The following is a 21,291-nucleotide window of genomic DNA, read 5'->3' on the forward strand; positions in this document are numbered from 1 at the left end:
CTCAAAGATAGGTATAAAGCAAATAAATAACAGTGCCGCGCCCGTTTGTGAACTCGCTTGATATATATTGCAATATTTTAAGTCCAAAGTTTATTTTTTAGTCAAATTATTAGTAAACTTGAAGGTTTTAAACAAAATTTTGCGAATTGATGAAAAAATCGAATATTTTACTTATTCTTCTGGTTGGATTTATATCTACTGCCATAGCCCAAAAAAAGCAAATTACCATTGAGGAAATTTATGGCGGGGCCTTTAGGACCGAAGGTTTGGACGCACTGCGTTCTATGAACAACGGTACACAATATACCATCCTTGATTTTGATAGGTCAAATCGTACTTCCAGTATAGATGTTTATGACTATGGTACGCAAGAAAAAGTGAAGACCATAGTATCCTCGGCCGATTTGGATGGTGTGCAATATTTTACATCCTATGAGTTTAACGGGGACGAATCGAAAATACTTTTGGCGACCGAGGTCGAATCGATTTTTAGAAGATCTACCTTAGGTATATACTACGTGTATGACGTGGCATCAAAACAAACGATTAAAATTTCCGATACGAAAATACAAGAACCTACCTTGTCTCCCAGCGGCAAGCAGGTAGCCTACGTAGCGGACAATAATCTGTTCATTTTTGACCTAACATCAAAAACGACAAAAAAAATGACCGATGATGGTGTAAAGAATAAAATTATAAACGGAGTCACTGATTGGGTATATGAAGAAGAATTCGCATTTGTAAAAGCATTTGACTGGAATGCTAACGGAACCAAAATCGCCTTTCTACGTTTTGACGAGACCAATGTTCCAGAATTTTCCATGGATGTTTATGGGGAGGAACTGTACCAGACCCAACATGTTTTTAAATACCCTAAGGCGGGCGAGGAAAATGCAAAGGTAAGTTTGCATATGTTGGATGTGAAAACGGGAACCATTTCCAAGGTAGATTTGGGAAACCCGTATTACATACCACGCATCAAATGGATGAACAACCCGGATTTTTTAAGTGTGCAGACCATTAATCGGCATCAGGACAATCTTAAATTGCATGCCGTGAACGCCAAGAATAATTCGGTTTCATTATTGTTGGAAGAAAAGGATGATGCTTACATAGATATAACGGATAACTTGACATTCTTGGCCGATGATAGCTTTATATGGACGAGCGAAAAGGATGGTTGGAACCACATTTATCTATATAACGAAGATGGAAAACTAATGAACCAGATTACCAGGGGCGATTGGGAAGTGACCCAATATTACGGGTACGACCAAAAGCAGGATAGGGTATATTACCAATCTACCGAGAACGGTTCAATTAATAGGGGCATTTACAGTATCAATTCCAACGGAAAAAACAAAAAAGCCTTAACCGTTGCCGAAGGAACGAATTCAGCCGATTTCAGTGCCGATTTCACATACTTTATAAATACATATTCAAGTGCTACCGTTCCCCCCAAATATTCACTATATAAGGCACTTACAGGAAAAAAAGTCAAAGATATCAAAGACAACGCTTCTTTGTTGGATAAATTGAGGGCTTATGAAGTAAGCCCCAAAGAATTTTCTACGATAAATATCAACGGCAACGAGTTGAACATGTATATGATCAAACCCTTGGATTTTGATGAAAGCAAGCAATATCCCTTGTTCATGTATCAATACAGCGGACCGGGATCTCAAAATGTATCTAACCGGTGGATGGGCGCAAATGACTATTGGCACCAGAAATTGGTATCGGAAGGTTACATCGTAGCCTGTGTAGATGGCCGAGGTACAGGTTTTAAGGGACGGGATTTTAAAAAAGTGACCCAAAAAGAATTGGGCAAGTATGAAGTTCAAGATCAAATCGCAGCTGCGGAAAAACTGAGCGAGCTTCCCTATATCGACGAGAAAAGAACGGGAATCTGGGGTTGGAGTTATGGGGGCTTTATGTCTACCAACTGTATTTTAAAGGGGAATGATGTTTTTGAGGCTGCGATTGCCGTTGCTCCCGTGACTTCGTGGCGCTTTTACGATACAATTTATACAGAACGCTATATGCAGACCCCACAGGAAAACGCAAGTGGGTACGACGAAAACTCCCCTTTAAATTATCCCGAAAGGCTCAAAGGGGATTATCTTTTGGTGCATGGATCTGGTGATGATAATGTGCACAACCAGAACTCTATGCGTATGGCCGAAGCTTTGATACAGGCCAACAAACAGTTTGAATGGGCTATATATCCTGACAAAAACCATGGTATCTATGGCGGTAATACAAGAGTTCATTTGTACAATAAGATGACCAATTTCATCCATGAAAACTTACGTGATAGAGAAATTGGGGAAGAATCGGAAAAACCGATGATAGATTCAAAAAAGGTAAAAGGATAAACCCTACCCAGACTAGATATTTTCACATTTTAAAAACCAACATAAACTTACATGGCCGACACTGTCAAATTACCTTATCAAAAAGAACTTTTTGGACATCCAGTAGGGCTATATGTTCTTTTCTTTACTGAAATGTGGGAACGATTTTCCTACTACGGTATGAGAGCGTTACTTGTGCTGTACATGACTGCTGAAACTTTAAAAGGAGAACAAAGCGGCCTAGGTTGGACAGAAGGTGAAGCCATAGCCCTGTATGGCTGGTACACAATGTTGGTTTATCTCATGAGTATTCCCGGAGGGTTTATAGCGGATAGGTTGATCGGACAAAAGAAGGCAGTAACCATTGGGGCGTTATTGTTAACGGCTGGTCATGGTGTTTTGGCTATTGATGCTATTTGGGCCTATTACACTGGTCTAGGTTTGGTTATACTCGGTGTCGGAATGTTAAAGCCAAACATTTCGACTATGGTAGGTGGGCTTTACAAACAGAATGATATTAGAAGGGATAAAGGTTTTAGTATATTTTATGTTGGCATTAACCTGGGTTCTTTTACCGCTTCGCTATCGGTTGGTCTAGTAGCCTCGGTATATGGTTGGCATTACGGTTTTGGACTCGCCGGTATCGGCATGTTGCTGGGCTTGTTGGTATACCTATATGGGCAACGTTTTTTGGTACAGGTTGGTAATGTTCCGACCATTGAAGAGAAATCGAATGATATAAGTATCGGGACACTTCTTTCCCAATTGTTGAAATCACCTTTACAGCTGGGTATTGTAATTGCTATTATCGCCTATGCCGTATATTCTGGTTTAACTTATAATGGAAATGATAGTTGGGGCTTTGCGATTCTTTACATATTCCTTGCTTTTGTTACAGGAATGATGATGATGATCTATAAAAATTTAAATGGTCAAGTTGAAAAAGATAGATACGTGGTATTGCTGCTGTCTTTATTGATGGTCATCGTGTTTTGGGGTTGTTTTGAACAAATGGGCGGACTCATGAATTTGTACGCCGAACAAAAAACAGATAGGATGTTATTCGGTTGGGAAGTGCCCGCTGCATGGTTTCAAGGGGCCAATGCTGGATTCATAATTTTATTTTCGGTCTTTGTTGCAAATATCTGGGCGAAAAGAAAGCTAAAGGGAAAAGCGGCCGACTCCTTATTTAAAATGGCTACCGGTGTCATCATTATGGGTATTGGTTTTGTTTACATGGTATTTGCTTCAATGGAATATGAGAACAATGGCAGTTCTGCTATGTATTGGTTGGTCTTGGCCTACTTCTTTCACACTATGGGGGAATTATGTTTATCGCCTGTTTCATTATCCTTTTTCACAAAACTTGCACCAGCTCGTTACATGGCACTTATGATGGGAGTGTACTGGGCGGCGACAGGCTTGGGCAATAAGGTGGCAGGAGTTATCGGCGAAAGTGCATCCAAAGCTGGTGAATTGAATGTATTTGGAGGTTTGTTCATCTTTGCCGTACTTTTTGGCATACTGGTGCTTCTTTTTATTAAACCATTAAGAAGGCTGACACATGGTGCTGAGGATAAGGAAACCATTATACGGGACAATCAGACCGAAGGTTTTGAACTATCGGATCACTAGCTAGTTCTGTTTAAAATAAAACGCACCGTCTCTACCGGTGTAGTGAAAAGGCACATTTCTCTGCGTACAGGTTTGCTCCCAACGCTTGATATAGCTTTTATAGTTGCTGCCATCGGCTATAATATATTTGGGCTGTACCGAATCTAGGACTCTTTCCAGATTGATTTTTGGGGATTGGGTCAATATAAGGTAGTCTGTTTTTTTTAATTGGGGAGGATAAATTACGGCGCTATCCAGCGTCAAGATTTTTTTATCGGTAAAGGTATAGCTGTTTTGTATTTTGGAAAATCTGATTTTATCTATACGCTCCCCGATGCTATAGTCGGACAATATTCTATGTTCTTCGGTTATAGTATCCCGACTAAATACTTGTGCACTATCCCCTTGCCTATAAATCAAGATACTGTTTTTGTTTTGATGCAACAAAACAAGTGTATCCTTTTCGTTATTTTGATATGACGTGTAAAATGTCCAAAATTGAAACCCGATAACTACCGATAAGAAAATGGCCCACTTTTTAAAAGAAGCTTTTGATAAAGCAAGTACTAGGCAGATAATCAATAAGTAGCTAATACATAATTGTACGATATCAAATGAAATGTTTTTAAAAATAAAAGTTTCCTGTTGGGCCACCCAGGCGATTATGGCATTCATCGTTTTTATCATAAAATCATAGGCAAAAACAACAAAAGGCGGTAAAAAATCAAATAGCGAAAGCATAATGATTAAAATGCCTGTTCCCAAAATCAAGCCCAAAAAAGGAACGACCAAAAGATTGGATATAAAGAACAATCCCGGAAATTGATGAAAATAGAAAAGACTTACAGGCAAAACACCCAATTGTGCTGCGACACTTACAGCTAATAATTGCCATACTTTTCTAATGAAAATATTTTTGGGGAACCATGATTTTTGTAAAAGGGGATATATCCAAATAATGGCGAAAACGGCGGCATAACTCATCTGAAAACCTACCTGAAAAAGTAACAAGGGATTGATGAACAACAAAATTGCGAACATAGATAATGCCAAAATATTGAAGGTATTACTGGGCCTGTTCAAGTATAGGGCGTAAGCCACAAATGAAAACATGGTAACGGCACGAACTACTGAAGCCGAAAGTCCTGCAAGAAAGGCGAACCCCCAAAGTAAAATGACCACTGTAATGAGTTTAATGGTTTTTCCCTTGGGCAAAAGCTCTAGCGGTTTCAGGAAAAATTGGAGAATAAACAACACTATCCCGATATGTAATCCAGAAACTGCCAAAATATGTACCGCTCCTGCATTCTTGTAATTGGTATAGGTAGCTTCTGAAATATCGTTTCGTTGCCCCAAAAGTAATGCTTTGATAACCCCAAGTTCGTCTTTACCAAAGTCGGCCGATTCAAGTTTTGAAATAATATGGTTTCTGGCCTTAGCAGCAATTCCCAATATCGTAGTCGATGCTTGTTTTCCAAGTACATAATTAGAATTTTGTATACGTATTTCGTGGTATACCCCTAATTTTTTCATGTAATCGGCATAATCAAATTGATGTGGATTTAAAGCAGGTCTTATGCTCTTGATTTCTGCATATACAATCAACTCATCATCTATCTTCAATAAATTTTGAGAAGAATCCTTCTTGATATTGAGCATTAATTTTCCATCAACTTGTAGCGAGTCCAAATGCCGAACGGCAACGATATATCTATCTGAAAAGGTATTGGCCTTTAAAACTTCCTTGACTTTTACGCTCCAAACGTGTGAGCCTCTAAAATCGTTTTTTGTATAATGGGCAAACCTGTTTTTAGGTTGTGCGTATGATATACATAGCACACCTAAACAAGTAATCGTGGCACAGGCAAAAACCCCAAAACCAATTGATTTCGTATTCTTTGTGCCAAAATAGAAAAAGACCAGTACTGAAAACGAGACCAAGACCGTGATAAGCGACGGTATGAGTGAGATATCAAGATAAAAACCCACCAAGATACCTAAAACCAAAAATAAAGTAAGCTTTATGGGAATAAATCGCAGAAGTCCCATTTAAAGGATTCTCGTAGCTTTCACAAAAGCATAGTTCCAATACCCCTCTCGCAAAGAGGAAACAATTACACCTCTTGAGGTTGATGCATGTATGAACTTTATATCGTTGTCCTCTACGGAAACTACCAACCCTACATGGTTTACCCGTTTTCTTGATTTACCTGTTTTGAAGAATAATAAATCCCCTTTGACAACCTTATTGACCTTTATGCGTTTGCCTTCCTCGGCCATTTGGTACGATATTCTAGGTAAGGCAATATCGTGTTCTCCAAAGGAAACGTACAAAAGACCCGAACAATCCATACCTTTTCGCGTGGTGCCCCCAAACTTGTAACGCGTTCCGGAAAAGGTAAGGGCCGTATTTATGATATCATCTGCTTTGTTAAGCGATATGTTGCCCTCTGGGCTTTTTGGGGTACTGTCGTTTTCTGACGTTTCTTCAGGTGTGCCTTCCACGGTAACTTTTCGCTCCTTGCCATAGCTGGTCTTCTTTTTGATGGCACCACAACTGCAAATAAAAAGTACGAGAAAAAAACAACTGATTTTACGCATGGGCCAAGGCAAAGAAGTTACTTGGATATCAAAATTAAATAAATAATTTGATTTTTATGTTAAAGAGGTTTTTGTAGACTCTTGTAGATTAAAGTTGCCGCTGTTTTGCTGGCACCCTTACCGCCCAATTTCTTTTCAAGTTCTTCGTAGGCTTTCAGCATAGTTTGCCGATGCGGGCCATCAACAATTTTTAACAGTTCGGTTTTTAGATTTTTTGTATTCAACTCGTTTTGAATCAGTTCTTTCACTACTTCTCTATTCATTATCAAATTGACCAAAGAGATAAAATCCAAAGTGATGATCCGTTTTGCGATTTGATAGGATATCCAATTGGCCCTATAACAAACTACTTGCGGTACTTTAAAAATAGCGGTTTCTAAAGTCGCTGTGCCACTGGTGACCAATGCGGCATGGGAAATACTGAGGATATCATAAGTTTTGTTAGAGACGAACCCTACGTTGGGATTTTTTAAAAAATCCGTATAAAACCCTTTTTCAAGACTAGGGGCACCAGCTATCACAAATTGATAATCGGGAAAAGCATGAACTACCGAGAGCATTAAGGATAGCATTTTTTGTACTTCTTGTTTACGGCTACCTGGCAATAATGCGATGATTGGTTTTTTAGGGTCCAACTGATATTCGTTTTTGAACGATATCGGATTAATTTCAGGTCTATTGGTTATGGCATCTATTAAAGGGTGGCCTACAAAATGAACCGGAAAATCATGTTTTTTCTCATAGAATTCCTTTTCAAAAGGTAGGATGACATACATGGCATCAATATCACGTTTTATTTTTTTGATACGACCTTCCCTCGAGGCCCAAATTTGAGGCGAAATATAGTAATTGGTACGAAAACCGTTTTCTTTTGCCCATTTGGCAATGCGTAGATTAAAGCCGGAATAATCTATGAATATCAATACGTTCGGATTAAAACCCGCAATATCATGCTTGCAGAATTTAATGTTTTTGAATATCGCTTTAAGGTTAAAAAGCACTTCTAAAAACCCCATAAATGCCAGTTCTTTATAATGCTTTACCAGGTTTCCTCCGGCATTTTGCATCAAATCCCCGCCCCAACATCGTATTTGGGCATCCGCATCAACCGCCTTTATCGCCTTGATAAGGTTAGAGCCATGTAAATCTCCCGATGCTTCGCCTGCTATGATATAATATTTCACCCGTACTTTATAAATTGATAGTTCGTGCGTTTATGGTTTTTTTTGATATGAAATCTCAAAATACTTTGTAATAAAGAATTGCCAGTGCGGTAATCATGGTTGCAATCAACACGCCCCTTGCCCTGTAATCCCTTTTGATTTTTAAAAATCCAAAAAAGGCAATGAGGTTAAGAATAGCCCCCAAAGCTAAAAGACTTCCCACATGTTCCTGTTCAATAGCTGCTTTAAAGGTCTCAGCGATGCCAAAATCCGAGAATAGTAAAATGTATAAAAGTGTACCGATAGTATTTGCAATAATACCCACGACAAAGCCGATAAGTATTTCTTTTTTGGTATTTGGTCTTGTATTTATTTTCATTTAGTTTTTGTATTTATTTTTGGGCGATCAAACGTCCCAGGAATTTAATTCTTGTATAACATGGTGTGCGGTCAAATCAAATTGGGTGGGTACTACGGAGACGTAACCGTTGGCCAATGCCCATTCATCGGTGTCTTCCCCTTTGTCCAGCAATTCAAACTCACCGGTAAGCCAATAGTAGTCTTTTCCCATTGGACTGGTGCGCTTATCGAATTTTTCTTTCCAGTTAGCTCTGGCTTGCCTACATATTTTTATCCCTTTTATTTTTTTGACCTCTAATTTTGGAATATTTACGTTCAGCACTACGCCTTTGGGTATGCCGTTTTTTAACGCCTCTTTTACTATGGTTTGCACAAATTCTTTAGAAGCTGAAAAATCAGCTTCCCAAGCGTAGTCGCAAAGTGAAAAGCCGATAGCGGGCACTCCTTCGATACCGGCTTCGATAGCGGCACTCATTGTGCCGGAATATATTACGTTGATCGATGCATTGGATCCATGGTTTATACCGCTTATGCAGATATCAGGTTTTCTGTCCAGTATTTCTTGAAGCCCTAGTTTTACGCAATCGGCAGGAGTTCCGCTACAGCTGTATTCCTCCGGGGCACCGGCTTCTACATCTACTATCATTTTTTTGGAATATAACGTGTCGTTTATGGTAATGGCATGGCCCATACCCGATTGCGGACTATCCGGGGCCACGACTACCACATCACCTATTTCTTTCATGAATTTGATCAGTGAGCGCAGTCCTGGAGCTGTGATTCCATCATCGTTGGTAACTAAAATCAAAGGTTTTTGCATTCCATATAATTTATGTTGCAAAAGTACGTTTTTATAGTGTTTATAACGTATGGCTGTTTATTTTTGAATAGTTACGTTTAACAAAAAATTAATTTCCCGATAGTATACTGGCATGATTTTTTCAGTATCTTGTAGAATTAAGTTCAGTGTAAAAAAATAACGGATTTGCAATACAATTTATAGTCTGCTTAAACTGTTTTTTAGTATTGCTTTTACGATTCATTAATACAATTAACATCATCAGATGAAAAAAAACTTAGCCTTAGGTCTACTTACCGTTTTGATCGCTGTTGCCTCATGCAGCTTTACCAATAAATCGTTTGAACTCAATGACAAGGATAAACTTTTGTTGGACCTCATATCCTATGTTTTGGAAAAAGGCCACTATGAGCCCAAGGCTATTAATGACGATTTTTCGGTAAACGTTTTTGAGGATTTTATTGATGTTTTGGATCCAACGAAGCGATACTTTTTGGAAGGAGACATAAAGGAATTTGAAAAATACAAGTTTCAAATAGATGACCAAATAAAGAATACCGAGATCGATTTCTTTAATCTGGTTTACGATAGATTGATGGAAAGAATGGATGATGCCAAGAAGATATATAAAGAGGTGCTGGACAGGCCTTTTGATTATTCGGCCAAAGAAACCATCAATATAAAATATGATGAAGAGCCTTTTGCCGCTTCCAAAAAAGAGCTGAAAGAACGTTGGAGAAAGCAATTGAAATATGCGACTTTGGGCACATACGACTCCAAACTCGAGAATAAAGACAATACATTGTCCTTAAAGGAAGCCGAGAAAACTTCGCGTGAATCTACCAAAAAAACATTGGACGAATTCTTTGATTTCGTAGATGACCTGCAACGTAAAGATTGGTTTGTACAATACATCAATACCATTGTTGACGAATTTGACCCACATACTTTTTATTTTGCGCCCGAGGACAAAGAAAAGTTTGATACCAGCATGTCCGGTAAGTTTGAAGGCATTGGTGCACGTTTACAGAAAAAGGCCGAAGGTGCTAAAATTACCGATATCATTTCTGGGGGGCCGGTTTGGAGAGACGGTAGGTTAGAAGTTGGCGACCTTATCATAAAAGTGGGTCAAAAAGGAGAGGAACCCATTGATATTGTTGGTATGCGTTTAGACGATGCCATAAAAATGATAAAAGGCCCTGAAGGAACAGTGGTAGATTTGACCGTTAGAAAAATTGATGGCTCCAAAGAGACCATCTCTTTGACCAGGGATGTGGTAGAGTTGGAAGAATCATATGCCAAATCGGCCAACATTATCAAGGGCAATAAGAAATATGGCATCATAAATCTGCCTAAATTTTATGTAGATTTTGATGATTATAGCGAAAGAAATGCAGCAACCGATGTTGCCAAAGAAGTAGAACGCCTTAAAGAAGAAGGCATGGAAGGCTTGGTGTTGGATCTTCGCGATAATGGTGGCGGTTCATTAAAGACCGTTGTTGAAATGGCCGGACTTTTTATCAAAGATGGTCCCGTGGTACAAGTGCGTTCTAGCGGTGAGGGTAAAGATGTGTATGATGACAAAGATGAACGTATACAATGGGACGGCCCCTTGGTAATTTTGGTAAACGAGCTATCGGCTTCTGCATCCGAAATATTGGCGGCGGCCATGCAAGATTACAAACGTGCTATCGTAATCGGCAGTAAACAAACCTTCGGTAAAGGAACGGTACAGAATGTGATACCGTTGGATAACATAGTTCGCAGCAACGAACACGGTGATTTGGGCGCAATAAAGCTGACCACTCAAAAATTTTATCGAATAAACGGCGGATCTACACAATTGGAAGGGGTAAAAAGTGATGTTGTGGTACCGGACAAGTACAGTTATATCGACTTAGGGGAGCGCGATCAGGAAAACCCACTTTCTTGGGATAAAATAACCCCTGCCGATTATGAGCCATGGGATGGTTATATTGACTATGACAAGACCATTGCCAACAGTAAAAAGCGAATGGCATCAAACCCTCAAATAAAACTTATCGAAGAAAACGCAAAGTGGATAAAATCCGAACAAGATGAAACGGTTATCTCACTTAACTATGATATCTATAAGAAAGAGTATCAAAAGGATAGGGAAAAATCGGATTACTTTAAGCAGATCAATCAATATGATTCCCGGCTTACATTCGAGTCGCTCAAATATGAGCAGGAATTGTTCACAAAAGACTCCGTTCTTCGTGAAAAACGTGACCGTTGGCATGTTAATCTGGCCAAAGACGTGTATGTTGAGGAAGCGGTAAATGTTCTACAAGACTTAAAAATGAACAATATCAAAAATGGAAAATTGGCAAGCGTAAAAGGATAAAGAATTGTATTAGATGATTATATAGCCCTAACTTAAATAAAAGTTAGGGCTTTGTTTTTAAAAACAACTTTGTGAATGAAAAGAAGAAATGTCTATACGCTATTGATTTTAGTATGTATTGTAGGTTTTTGGTTGTTCGAGAATTTTTATACACCAGATACGTATTCTGATACCACGGCTGATCAAACAGGTTTTAAAAGGGCAATGTTAAACAAACTAATGCCTACGTCCACAACAGGTGCCATTGTTTCGCACAATTACTACATGTTATCCTATAACGAACCTTATGAACAGGCAGAATGGGTGGCCTATTACCTAAAACGGGAACATTTGACCAATGACGATAGAAAACGCCCTTATTTTATCGAAGATCCAAAAGTAAAGACAAAATCTGCAGATTGGCGTAATTACAAGGGCTCAGGTTATGATAGGGGGCATTTGTGCCCAGCGGGTGACAGGCGTTTTTCCGAGCAGGCCTACAATGAAACTTTCTACACGAGCAACATTAGTCCGCAGAATAGGGAATTCAATGCAGGGGTCTGGAACCGATTGGAGATGCAAACAAGGTTTTGGGCAAAGCAGCATGGGGAACTTTTGGTAGTTACAGGGGGTGTTCTAGAAAAAGGGCTTGAAGAAATTGGTGAGGAAGATGTTGATGTACCCCAATATTTTTACAAGGTTATTTCAAGGGGGAAAGGAAACAACATCAAAGCCGTAGGATTCTTGATGCGGAATGCACCCAGTGATATATTCTTGGAAAGCTTTTTAGTACCTATTGATGTTATCGAAAAAAAAACGGGGATAGACTTTTTTCCGAACTTGTCGGATGGTCAACAAAGCGATTTGGAGGGTTCTGTAAAGAAATCAGGTTGGGAATTCTAAAGATATTCCTTAAGCCTGTTGGAGTCCAACTTTAAAAAGACAAAAAGCAAAACTGTAAAAAACAGTAATCCTGACCCACCGTAACTAAAAAATGGCAAGGGAATCCCAATAGTGGGTAGTACCCCTATGACCATTCCCACATTTATAAAATAATGGATGAACAAAATAGAGATCACCCCGTAGCCGTACATTCTGCTAAACGCAAGTTTTTGCCGCTCTGCCAGATAAATCAATCTTAAAAACAATAAGGTAAAAATCAAGATAACGGTCGCTGTTCCCATAAAACCCCATTCTTCGCCAACAGTGCTAAAAATATAATCGGTGTGCTGTTCCGGTACAAAATCACCTTTGGTACGGGTGCCTTCCAAAAAACCTTTACCAAAAAACCCTCCGGATTCAATAGCTTTTTCAGATTGGTATGTGTTATACCCAATGGTTTTACGTATCTGTTCCAGTTTTTTTGGGTCTTTTTCCAAGCGTAGCCATAAGCTGAACCGATCTCTATGTCGTTGTTCAAAAACATTGTTGAATACAAAGTTGACCGACAAGGAAAATAAAACGGCAATAACCAAAAATGACAGTAGTGGGAGTATGGGCGCCTTAAAAGATGATTTTTTAAGTAATAAAAAAAGTATCAGCAAAAGCCCCAGAACAATGCCTACCCATATGGTGCCGAACATCAAGGTGGTCACGAATACCAAAATGGCCAAAATACCGATTCCCAAATAAAATGTAGGAACACCTTCCCTAAAAAGAACAAATACCAATGAAAAAAATACCAAGGCACTACCAGGATCAGGTTGCGGAACAATCAATATGGCTGGTATCAAAATAATGAGAAAGGCGTAGAGCTGGTCTTTTCTTCGCTTGATATCGGTTTGGATATCACTTAGGTATTTGGCAAGAGCCAATGCTGTGGCCACTTTTGCAAATTCAGAGGGCTGTAGGTTAAAAAAGCCAAGATCGTACCATGAGGTCGCTCCCGCTATAGTTTTGCCAAAGAGGAACAGCCCGAGCAGGGAAACCATGGAAACAATATATAGAATGCTGGCAAAACGCTCATAAAAACTGGCTTCCAAGGCTAGAATAACGACTATGGCGGCAAAACTTACCCCTATAAAGAAGAATTGCTTGCCATACAGTTGTCCAAAATCAAATATTGATGAACTTTCTTCGGAAAATGTACTGGAGTATATATTGGTCCATCCTATGGCAACTAATAAAAGATAAAGCAAAACGGTGAGCCAATCAATACGTTTAAGGACACTTTTACCAGGCATATTCGTTTATCTTGAACGGTTCTCCGCTATAGGGCTTGGCATATTCATGTTCCAAGGTTTTTTCCAACATGCGTTGTTCCAAATCCTTTCTTGTGATTTCCCCTTTTATGTATTTTTCTATCAGCAGGGATGCGATGTGGCCTGCATATCTAGCTCCATAATATCCGTTTTCAATGTATACGGCAAGTGCTATCTTCGGTTTGTCAACGGGGGCGAAAGCAACAAAAACCGAATGGTCGGTCAATTGAACACGTTCCCCATCGATTTTGGTAAAATTTTCAACGGTACCTGTTTTTCCGGCAATATCTATTCCAGGAACCCTTACCCATTTTGCGGTTCCTTTAGTATATACATCAGCCATGCCTTGCACTACGTGTTCAAAATGCTTTTTATCAATTGTAGTGTGTTTTGGCTCTGTATATTCTTTCACGGTAATATCCTCGCCGTTTACCTGTTTCAAAAGATGGGGCGTATAAAAATGCCCTCTATTCGCTATGGCAGCGGTCATATTGGCCAATTGTAAGGGCGTTGCCGCCACTTCGCCTTGCCCAATAGCGTTTGAGATTATAAAAGAGGATGACCATCTGTTATCGCCGTACCATTTGTCATAAAATTCCTTGCCCGGTATTCTTCCCTTTCTACCTGTATAAATATCGGAACCTAAATAGTCGCCCAGACCAAAGCTTTTGATGTGTTTCTCCCAAACATCCATACCTTGATCGGTAGTCTCGAATTTTTCATAAATTTTTCTGAATGTACCGGCAAAATAGGCATTGCAAGAATTATAGATACCACTGTTCATATTTCGCAGGCCACCACCGCAATGGCATCCCTTTTTATTTTTCCCCACGTAAAAACCATTGTAGCATCTAATTTGTGTATTGGGTTGTATTACCCCTTCCTGTAGGGCTACCAAGGCATTCAAGGTTTTGAATGGAGAGCCGGGAGAACCTTCGGCGGAGATAGATCGGTCAAAAAGTGGTTTGGCTATACTATCATAATAAAGTTCTGTGTAGTTTCTAGATCGTTTTCTGCCTACCAACAACGAAGGATCGTATGAAGGGCCGGATATCATCGCGAGAATCTCACCGGAACTTGGTTCTATGGCGACGATACCACCACGTTTACCGTGCATGAGACTTTCTCCGTATTCTTGAAGAACCTTGTCCAGCGTAAGTCCTATTTCTTTCCCTTGTTCGGGGAGTGTGTCATATATACCTTCCTTGTAAGGGCCGATTACCCTATTAAATCTGTCCTTTTGAATGTACTGTACGCCTTTTCTGCCACGTAACAATTCTTCATAGTATTTTTCTACTCCAGTTCTTCCTTTTAGTTCGCCTTGCTCGTAATACTTGTTTTTTTGTAAATCTCTCTCATTGACCTCACTGATATACCCCAGCACATTGGCCGCAGCTTTCGTGTCATAATAGCGCAACGATCGCTTTTGGATATAAAAACCGTCGTATTTGCGCATTTTTTCCTGAAGTCGGGCATAATCTTCTTTAGACAATTGGGGCACTAAGACCGAGGGTAGCCGAGGTGAGTAGATTCTAGCTTTTTTCAGTTCTTTAACAAATTTTTCCTTATCGATTCCCAATAGGTTGCAAAACTCCAAGGTATCAAACGGTTCGACTTCCCTTGGGATGACCATCACATCATATGCAGGTTGGTTCGCTACCAAAAGTTTACCGTTTCTATCGTAAATATACCCTCGCTCTGGATAATCGTAAATTCGTTTAATAGCAGTGTCCTCTATGATATTGTCCGGCGAAAAGCTAAAGATCTGTAAATAAGATAACCTCCCGATAAAGGTTACACCTATAATTACGATTATTGACGATAGCAGTAGTTTTTTCATCGGTGATGAAGTTTTTTTCTAATTTGACGATGTATTTTCTTATTCCTTGGCTTCGGTAAAAAGTGACCTTAACAATAGGCATAATATCAATGATGCGGCAACGGTCGCAAAAACTTTCTTTAAAATTAACAAGAAGTTGGCCAAACTAAATATTTCCAATACAAAAAATACCAAATGATGTGCTATTATCAATAACGCCAAAAACGTAATTTGTTGTGCCGTAGTGCTATTACTTAACTTAAAATTTTGAAACTCGTAGTTTACCCCAAAAACAAACCGCATTATGGTAGGTCTTAGGTAGGCTATTGTGACCGTTGCCGCAGAATGTAGGGCCAAGGTATCGGAAAAAACGTCTATGGTGAAACCAAGCAAGAAACCAGTCGCCAAAAAGAGCGCTCTATTTTCTTTGATAGGATACCAATAAAGAAATAGGATGTAGACCATCGGGTTTATAAAACCAAAAAAATTCATCCTATTAAAGATGAGGACCTGTACAAGCGCAAGCAATGAAAAACGGATGATATTTCTAAAATAATTACTGGTCATTTTCGGTTTCTGCTTCCAATTGTTTTACTTCGGCCTTGTTCAAGTTGCCAATAACGTACACATTTTTGATGTTGGTCATATCATTGAACAGCTGAACGTCAATACTGTAAAAACTTTTTGAAACGTTGAGGTCAAATTTCTTTATAATCCCAATAGGTACGTTTTCGGGGAATATACTGCTCATTGCACCCGTTACTATTGTATCGCCTACGGTTAATTTGGCCAATCGGGGAATATCAATAAGTTGAACCGTGGTATAATCGTCCCCATCCCATACCAGCGAGCCAAAATGGTTAGTGCCTTTTACTTTTGCATTGATATTGGAATTTTCATTTAATATACTCTGAACTGATGAAAATTTATTGGATGTATTTTCCACGATGCCCAATATCCCTTTGGTAGTGATTACACCCATATCCTGTTCTATATTATTACGCTTTCCCACATCAATGGTAACATAGTTTCTAGGATTGGAAAAACTGTTCTTGACAACATGTGCCGCGGTAACGGTGTAGTTGATATTTGCAGTGTCTAACGCAATACTGTCCAATGTTTTTTGATTGAAGACAATATTTCTCAATCGTTTGTTCTCTTCAAGAAGTATCCTGTTTTCCTCCTTAAGGTTAAAATAATCGGTTATTCCTTTGGATGTGCTGTAAATGTTTCCCGTAAACCAATTGGCAGAATTAAAAAATTTTGATTGGTGGTACGAGTGCGAGTTTATGGTAAAGGCTAAGGCAATGGTCATCAATAAGAAATAAAGCAACGAAGTTTTATATCTTAAAATAAAATTGATGATTTGCTGCATTCACTTCTAATTTTAATACGTCAAAAAAGAATACCTTAACTGTAGCAGGTATGAAAAACCGAAGCCGAGACTATTTAATAAGAATGCTTTTATACCGTTCCAAATTCTTCAAGGCGATTCCGGTACCACGTACAACGGCCCTTAGCGGGTCTTCGGCAATATATACCGGTAAATCTGTTTTTTGTGAAAGCCTTCTGTCCAGGCCTCTTAACATAGAGCCACCTCCTGCCAAATATATACCGGTATTGTAAATATCGGCTGCCAATTCTGGTGGGGTCTGAGATAGGGTTTCCATTACCGCATCTTCGACACGAAGAATGGATTTATCCAGCGCTTTTGCGATTTCGCGATAGGAAATCTGTACTTGTTTTGGTTTTCCGGTCAATAGGTCGCGCCCTTGTACCGATTTTTCGTCCGGTGGGGATTGTAAATCTTCGGTAGCGGAACCGATTTCAATTTTTATGGCTTCGGCTGTACTCTCGCCCACATAAAGGTTGTGTTGGGTACGCATGTAATAAATGATGTCGTTCGTAAAGACATCACCGGCAATCTTAACGGATTTGTCACAAACGATTCCGCCCAAGGCGATAACGGCAATTTCAGTAGTACCACCACCGATATCCACGATCATGTTTCCTTTAGGTTGCATGATATCAAGCCCAATACCGATAGCAGCTGCCATAGGCTCATGTATCAAATAAACTTCCTTGCCGTTTACTCGCTCGGCAGATTCTTTTACCGCACGCATTTCTACCTCGGTAATGCCAGAGGGTATACAAATGACCATCCTGAGGGCAGGCGGAAACCATTTTTTCTTTAATGCAGGAATGTTTTTGATGAACATATTGATCATCTTTTCGGATGCGTCAAAATCTGCGATTACACCATCTTTTAAAGGTCTGATCGTTTTTATGTTTTCATGGGTTTTTCCTTGCATCATATTGGCTTCTTTGCCAACCGCAATTATTTTGCCACTAATTCTATCCCTTGCAACAATAGATGGACTGTCTACAACAACTTTGTCCAAATGAATGATAAGGGTGTTCGCCGTACCTAAATCTATGGCTATTTCCTCGGTTAAGAAATCAAAAAATCCCATGCTACTTTGTTTGGTTTCGGATTAAAGGTATATTTAATCGGTAAAAGTAGTAAAATTAATGTTTAAAATGACGGGTGCCGGTCATTACCATCGCAATTCCGTTTTCATTGCAATAATCTATACTCAACTGATCCTTAATAGAGCCCCCCGGTTGAATTACGCTGGTGATACCGGCTTTATCCGCGATTTCGACACAGTCCGGAAAAGGAAAGAAAGCATCGCTGGCCATTACGGCACCGTTCAAATCAAACTTAAAGGAATTGGCTTTGTGAATGGCTTGATTGAGCGCATCTACACGTGAGGTTTGCCCTGTTCCGCTAGCGCAGAGTTGTTTGTTTTTTGCCAAAACAATGGTATTTGATTTTGTGTGCTTGCATAGTTTGGAAGCAAAAATAAGGTCCTCAAGTTCACGTTCCGATGGCTTTTTGTCCGTCGCATAGGTCAAGTCGGCAACAGTGTCGGTCTTGTGGTCTTTATCCTGCACCAAAATACCGTTCAAGCAAGTCCTTACAATAGTTTCCGGTAAGGCCACATCGTTCTGTATCAGAATGATTCTATTTTTCTTCCCTTTCAATATCTCCAAGGCATCAGCGGAATATCTTGGGGCGATGACGACCTCACAGAACAGTTGGTGAATTTCTTCTGCCGTTGCTTTATCGATTTCTACATTGCTTATCAAAATGCCCCCAAAAGCGGAAACCGGGTCACCCGCCAAGGCATCTACATATGCTTCGTGAATCGTTTTGCGTTGCGCCAACCCACAGGCGTTGTTGTGTTTAAGAATGGCAAAAGTAGGTGCATCGCCTTTAAATTCCTGCATCAATAGTACGGCGGCATCAACATCCAATAGATTATTGTAAGAAAGCTCTTTGCCATGAAGTTTAGAGAACATTGCTTCGAAATCCCCAAAGAAATATCCTTTTTGGTGTGGGTTTTCACCGTACCTGAGAACCCGTCCCTTGGTTTCACTTATTTTTAAAACCGTCTCTTTTTTATCGTTGTTAAAATAATTAAAAATGGCGGTATCGTAGTGAGAAGAGATGTTGAAGGACTTTGTGGCAAAGCGTTTTCTATCTTCCAAGCTGGTACTCCCGTTTCCAGATGTAATCATCTCCAGAACTTCTGCATAATCCTCCATTGACGATACACAAAGTACGTCTTTGTAGTTTTTGGCGGCGGCGCGGATGAGCGATATTCCCCCGATATCAATTTTTTCGATGATTTCTTGTTCAGATGCACCGCTGGTAACCGTTTTCTCGAATGGATATAGGTCAACGATTACAATATCCAATTGGGGAATCCCAAACTCATCTAGCTGTGCTATATCATCCTCATTGTCCTGGCGATTTAAAATACCCCCAAAAACCTTTGGATGTAATGTTTTTACACGCCCACCTAGAATTGACGGATAGCTAGTCACATCCTCTACGGGAATAACGTCAACCCCTAAGTTTTTTATAAATTTTTCGGTGCCGCCCGTGGAATAAATGGTAATACCAAGCTCTTGAAATTTTTTGACCAAGGGTTCTAATCCATCTTTGTGAAATACCGAAATTAAGGCCGAGGTTGCTTTTTTGACGCTGCTCATTGGTGTGTGCTTATGGTTACTGATTAAGCACACAAAAGTATATTTTTTAATAGTGTATTTTGGTTCAGGTTATCAACAAAACCCCAAAAGTTTTAAACCGTCTTGGTAAGTATACCGGCCACTTGTTGGTTCACAAATTCCAAAAAGCGCTCGTCTTCTGCGGTGAACGGATCGGGCGTATTGGAGTCAATATCTATTTGTCCTATATTCTCACCGTTTACAAATAAAGGGACTACGATTTCTGCCTTTACGGTAATGCTGCAGGCGATGTAGTTATCCTGTGCTTGAACATCAGGGACTACAAAATTCTGATTACTAACCGCAACCTGCCCACATATGCCTTTTCCGAACGGAATTATGGTATGATCCGTAGGTTCGCCGGCATAAGGCCCTAGTTTTAGCTCATCCTTATCTCCATTTTTAAAATAGAAACCTACCCAATCGTAATGGTCAATATTTTCTTTAAGAAGTTCGCATATTTGCTGTAATTTAAAATGGGTCTGCCTATTTTCATTTAGGATCGCCATAACTCTGGGGCGTAAGGAATCATGCATATCTACTTATTTTTAGATAACCCAAAAGTCGATTTTTATATGAAAACTAACAAATACTATCATTTATAAATATTCGTTAAGGAGGTATCCGTTTTGAACAAACAAGCTTGATATTTCGTAATTTTGTCAAAATGAAGCATTACATCCATAAAATATTTTCGTTGTTCATGGCACTTTTGCTATTGGTTTCCACCACCTCTTGGAAAGTGGAAAAGCATTACTGCATGGGTCATTTGATAGATGTAGCAGTTTTTTCGGAACCTGATAGTTGTAGTATGCTCATGTCTTCATCAGAAACCAAAGATTCGAAAGAAAATACCATTGAAAAGGGATGTTGCGACAATGAGATCGAAGTAGTGGAAGGCCAAGATACCTTAAAAAACACTTTTGAAGATCTTTCTTTGAAAAAGCAACAGTTTTTGGTTGCTCTTTCCTCAGCTTTCATACATGTATTTTACTTTGAAACGGAATCTTCCGTTTCGGACAATATTTATCCTCCCCCAATATTGGTGAAAGACATCCAACTGTTGGATGAAGTTTTCTTGATTTGATTTATATCTTTTTATTTAAAATTTCTTGAAAAGGCTATACTTTTCATGCATAGTATTATTTAAAATTGAAAAAAATCCTGTTTTTCAGGAATGATATAAATCTAAATTATAATGAAACACACATATATAATAACAGGAATGACCTGCGGCGGATGCGTAGCATCGGTTACTGAAAAAATATCCAAAGTCTCTGGAGTTCAAAATGTTGAGGTAAATCTTGAAAAATCCGAAGCCCAAATAACCATGCGAGAGCATATTGGCCTGGATATTTTTAAATCAGCACTTCCGGACAAATATTCGATTACTGACAAAAAAAGTGAAGAAGCTGCATCCAAAGCATTGAACTCTAACCTACTTAAAAAAGAAAAAGAAAGTGAGCCAACAAAGTTGCAACAGTTAAAACCATTGTTGCTAATTTTTTTATACCTGTTCTCGGCGGCCTTTTTACTGAATTATAAGGACTGGAGTATTTACGAAGCGATGCTCGACTTCATGGGATTGTTTTACATTGTCTTTAGCTTTTTTAAGTTGTTGGATTTAAAAGGATTTCCCGATAGTTTTCGAATGTACGACCCGTTGGCAAAGGCCATTCCTGCTTACGGCCGGGTATATCCTTTTTTGGAGCTGATTTTGGGGCTGCTGTTTTTGATGCGCCTTCAAGTGACTTTGGCCTTGATAGCTACCATAGTGATTTTAGGGATAACTACCGTTGGGGTAACAAAGACTTTGCTGGATAAAAAATCCATTCGCTGTGCCTGCTTGGGAACAGCGCTCAAGCTACCCATGACCGAGGCTACTTTTATCGAGAATGCCATTATGTTGGTTATGGCGATAACCATGCTTTTTCAAACAGTTTAAAACAA

Annotated in this window: 18 protein-coding genes; 6 read left to right on the forward strand and 12 right to left on the reverse strand. The window is 39.3% G+C overall.

From position 1 onward, the window contains the following. The first annotated feature begins 149 nt into the window (after positions 1-149). A complete protein-coding gene (locus HYG79_RS10700) occupies positions 150-2,378 on the forward strand; it encodes a S9 family peptidase (RefSeq protein WP_179242084.1) in 2,229 nt (742 codons plus the stop codon). Positions 2,379-2,429: 51 nt separating this feature from the next. After that, entirely contained in the window at positions 2,430-3,992 is a 1,563-nt protein-coding gene (locus HYG79_RS10705) for a peptide MFS transporter (RefSeq protein ID WP_179242085.1), read from the forward strand. On the opposite strand, the gene HYG79_RS10710 is transcribed toward HYG79_RS10705, so the two are convergent. Genes HYG79_RS10710 through surE form a run of 5 tightly spaced genes read right to left on the reverse strand, consistent with a single transcriptional unit; the run spans position 3,993 to position 8,915 of the window. Beyond that, positions 3,993-6,020, reverse strand: coding sequence for a ComEC/Rec2 family competence protein (locus HYG79_RS10710; protein ID WP_179242086.1), 2,028 nt, complete (start codon positions 6,018-6,020; stop codon positions 3,993-3,995). It lies immediately after the preceding gene. After that, positions 6,021-6,572 (reverse strand): C40 family peptidase, encoded by a 552-nt coding sequence (locus tag HYG79_RS10715; protein WP_179242087.1) that lies wholly within the window; start codon positions 6,570-6,572, stop codon positions 6,021-6,023. A gap of 59 nt (positions 6,573-6,631) precedes the next feature. Next, complete coding sequence (lpxB, locus tag HYG79_RS10720) at positions 6,632-7,756, reverse strand: lipid-A-disaccharide synthase (RefSeq protein WP_179242088.1); 1,125 nt, start codon at positions 7,754-7,756, stop codon at positions 6,632-6,634. A 55-nt stretch (positions 7,757-7,811) separates the two neighbouring features. Continuing rightward, complete coding sequence (locus HYG79_RS10725; RefSeq protein WP_179242089.1) at positions 7,812-8,114, reverse strand: hypothetical protein; 303 nt, start codon at positions 8,112-8,114, stop codon at positions 7,812-7,814. 27 nt (positions 8,115-8,141) lie between these two features. Continuing rightward, on the reverse strand, positions 8,142-8,915 hold the full coding sequence (gene surE, locus HYG79_RS10730) for a 5'/3'-nucleotidase SurE (RefSeq protein WP_179242090.1): 774 nt from the start codon (positions 8,913-8,915) through the stop codon (positions 8,142-8,144). Positions 8,916-9,159: 244 nt separating this feature from the next. On the opposite strand from surE, the gene HYG79_RS10735 reads away from it, so the two are divergent. Then, positions 9,160-11,262: a carboxy terminal-processing peptidase gene (locus HYG79_RS10735; RefSeq protein WP_179242091.1), complete on the forward strand. Its 2,103-nt coding sequence runs from the start codon at positions 9,160-9,162 to the stop codon at positions 11,260-11,262. Positions 11,263-11,337: 75 nt separating this feature from the next. Then, entirely contained in the window at positions 11,338-12,144 is an 807-nt protein-coding gene (locus HYG79_RS10740) for a DNA/RNA non-specific endonuclease (protein WP_179242092.1), read from the forward strand. Here HYG79_RS10740 and rodA read toward each other — a convergent pair. The 7 genes from rodA to HYG79_RS10775 all read right to left on the reverse strand — a co-directional run bounded on the left by rodA (position 12,141) and on the right by HYG79_RS10775 (position 19,850). Next, entirely contained in the window at positions 12,141-13,424 is a 1,284-nt protein-coding gene (rodA, locus tag HYG79_RS10745; protein ID WP_179242093.1) for a rod shape-determining protein RodA, read from the reverse strand. The genes HYG79_RS10740 and rodA overlap by 4 nt on opposite strands. Next, positions 13,414-15,282: a penicillin-binding protein 2 gene (gene mrdA / locus HYG79_RS10750; protein ID WP_179242094.1), complete on the reverse strand. Its 1,869-nt coding sequence runs from the start codon at positions 15,280-15,282 to the stop codon at positions 13,414-13,416. Before mrdA ends, rodA begins: the two co-directional genes overlap by 11 nt. Positions 15,283-15,321: 39 nt before the next feature. After that, positions 15,322-15,828 (reverse strand): rod shape-determining protein MreD, encoded by a 507-nt coding sequence (locus tag HYG79_RS10755; RefSeq protein ID WP_179242095.1) that lies wholly within the window; start codon positions 15,826-15,828, stop codon positions 15,322-15,324. Beyond that, positions 15,818-16,636, reverse strand: a complete 819-nt coding sequence (gene mreC / locus HYG79_RS10760) for a rod shape-determining protein MreC (protein ID WP_179242096.1) — start codon at positions 16,634-16,636, stop codon at positions 15,818-15,820. The genes HYG79_RS10755 and mreC overlap by 11 nt, the downstream gene beginning before the upstream one ends. Positions 16,637-16,706: 70 nt before the next feature. After that, complete coding sequence (locus tag HYG79_RS10765; RefSeq protein WP_179242097.1) at positions 16,707-17,735, reverse strand: rod shape-determining protein; 1,029 nt, start codon at positions 17,733-17,735, stop codon at positions 16,707-16,709. Positions 17,736-17,790: 55 nt separating this feature from the next. After that, entirely contained in the window at positions 17,791-19,323 is a 1,533-nt protein-coding gene (gene purH, locus HYG79_RS10770; RefSeq protein WP_179242098.1) for a bifunctional phosphoribosylaminoimidazolecarboxamide formyltransferase/IMP cyclohydrolase, read from the reverse strand. A 92-nt stretch (positions 19,324-19,415) separates the two neighbouring features. After that, entirely contained in the window at positions 19,416-19,850 is a 435-nt protein-coding gene (locus HYG79_RS10775; protein WP_394367022.1) for a GAF domain-containing protein, read from the reverse strand. 158 nt (positions 19,851-20,008) lie between these two features. Between HYG79_RS10775 and HYG79_RS10780 the strand changes: the two genes are divergently transcribed. Together HYG79_RS10780 and HYG79_RS10785 are read left to right on the forward strand one after the other, a co-directional pair. Next, on the forward strand, positions 20,009-20,428 hold the full coding sequence (locus HYG79_RS10780; RefSeq protein ID WP_179242100.1) for an HYC_CC_PP family protein: 420 nt from the start codon (positions 20,009-20,011) through the stop codon (positions 20,426-20,428). A 111-nt stretch (positions 20,429-20,539) separates the two neighbouring features. Beyond that, the gene (locus HYG79_RS10785; RefSeq protein ID WP_179242101.1) at positions 20,540-21,286 is read left to right on the forward strand and encodes a heavy-metal-associated domain-containing protein; all 747 of its coding nucleotides are present in this window, start codon (positions 20,540-20,542) and stop codon (positions 21,284-21,286) included. Positions 21,287-21,291 lie beyond the last annotated feature (5 nt).

The sequence above is a fragment of the Costertonia aggregata genome, from assembly GCF_013402795.1.
GTDB classification, from domain to species: domain Bacteria; phylum Bacteroidota; class Bacteroidia; order Flavobacteriales; family Flavobacteriaceae; genus Costertonia; species Costertonia aggregata.

Bases quoted from the DNA above. Each gene is read 5' to 3' on its own strand.
- HYG79_RS10700 (WP_179242084.1), top strand. From the start codon at position 150: ATGAAAAAATCGAATATTTTACTTATTCTTCTGGTTGGATTTATATCT.
- HYG79_RS10705 (WP_179242085.1), top strand. From the start codon at position 2,430: ATGGCCGACACTGTCAAATTACCTTATCAAAAAGAACTTTTTGGACAT.
- HYG79_RS10710 (WP_179242086.1), bottom strand. From the start codon at position 6,020: ATGGGACTTCTGCGATTTATTCCCATAAAGCTTACTTTATTTTTGGTT.
- HYG79_RS10715 (WP_179242087.1), bottom strand. From the start codon at position 6,572: ATGCGTAAAATCAGTTGTTTTTTTCTCGTACTTTTTATTTGCAGTTGT.
- HYG79_RS10725 (WP_179242089.1), bottom strand. From the start codon at position 8,114: ATGAAAATAAATACAAGACCAAATACCAAAAAAGAAATACTTATCGGC.
- surE (WP_179242090.1), bottom strand. From the start codon at position 8,915: ATGCAAAAACCTTTGATTTTAGTTACCAACGATGATGGAATCACAGCT.
- HYG79_RS10735 (WP_179242091.1), top strand. From the start codon at position 9,160: ATGAAAAAAAACTTAGCCTTAGGTCTACTTACCGTTTTGATCGCTGTT.
- HYG79_RS10740 (WP_179242092.1), top strand. From the start codon at position 11,338: ATGAAAAGAAGAAATGTCTATACGCTATTGATTTTAGTATGTATTGTA.
- rodA (WP_179242093.1), bottom strand. From the start codon at position 13,424: ATGCCTGGTAAAAGTGTCCTTAAACGTATTGATTGGCTCACCGTTTTG.
- mrdA (WP_179242094.1), bottom strand. From the start codon at position 15,282: ATGAAAAAACTACTGCTATCGTCAATAATCGTAATTATAGGTGTAACC.
- HYG79_RS10755 (WP_179242095.1), bottom strand. From the start codon at position 15,828: ATGACCAGTAATTATTTTAGAAATATCATCCGTTTTTCATTGCTTGCG.
- mreC (WP_179242096.1), bottom strand. From the start codon at position 16,636: ATGCAGCAAATCATCAATTTTATTTTAAGATATAAAACTTCGTTGCTT.
- HYG79_RS10765 (WP_179242097.1), bottom strand. From the start codon at position 17,735: ATGGGATTTTTTGATTTCTTAACCGAGGAAATAGCCATAGATTTAGGT.
- purH (WP_179242098.1), bottom strand. From the start codon at position 19,323: ATGAGCAGCGTCAAAAAAGCAACCTCGGCCTTAATTTCGGTATTTCAC.
- HYG79_RS10775 (WP_394367022.1), bottom strand. From the start codon at position 19,850: ATGGCGATCCTAAATGAAAATAGGCAGACCCATTTTAAATTACAGCAA.
- HYG79_RS10780 (WP_179242100.1), top strand. From the start codon at position 20,009: ATGAAGCATTACATCCATAAAATATTTTCGTTGTTCATGGCACTTTTG.
- HYG79_RS10785 (WP_179242101.1), top strand. From the start codon at position 20,540: ATGAAACACACATATATAATAACAGGAATGACCTGCGGCGGATGCGTA.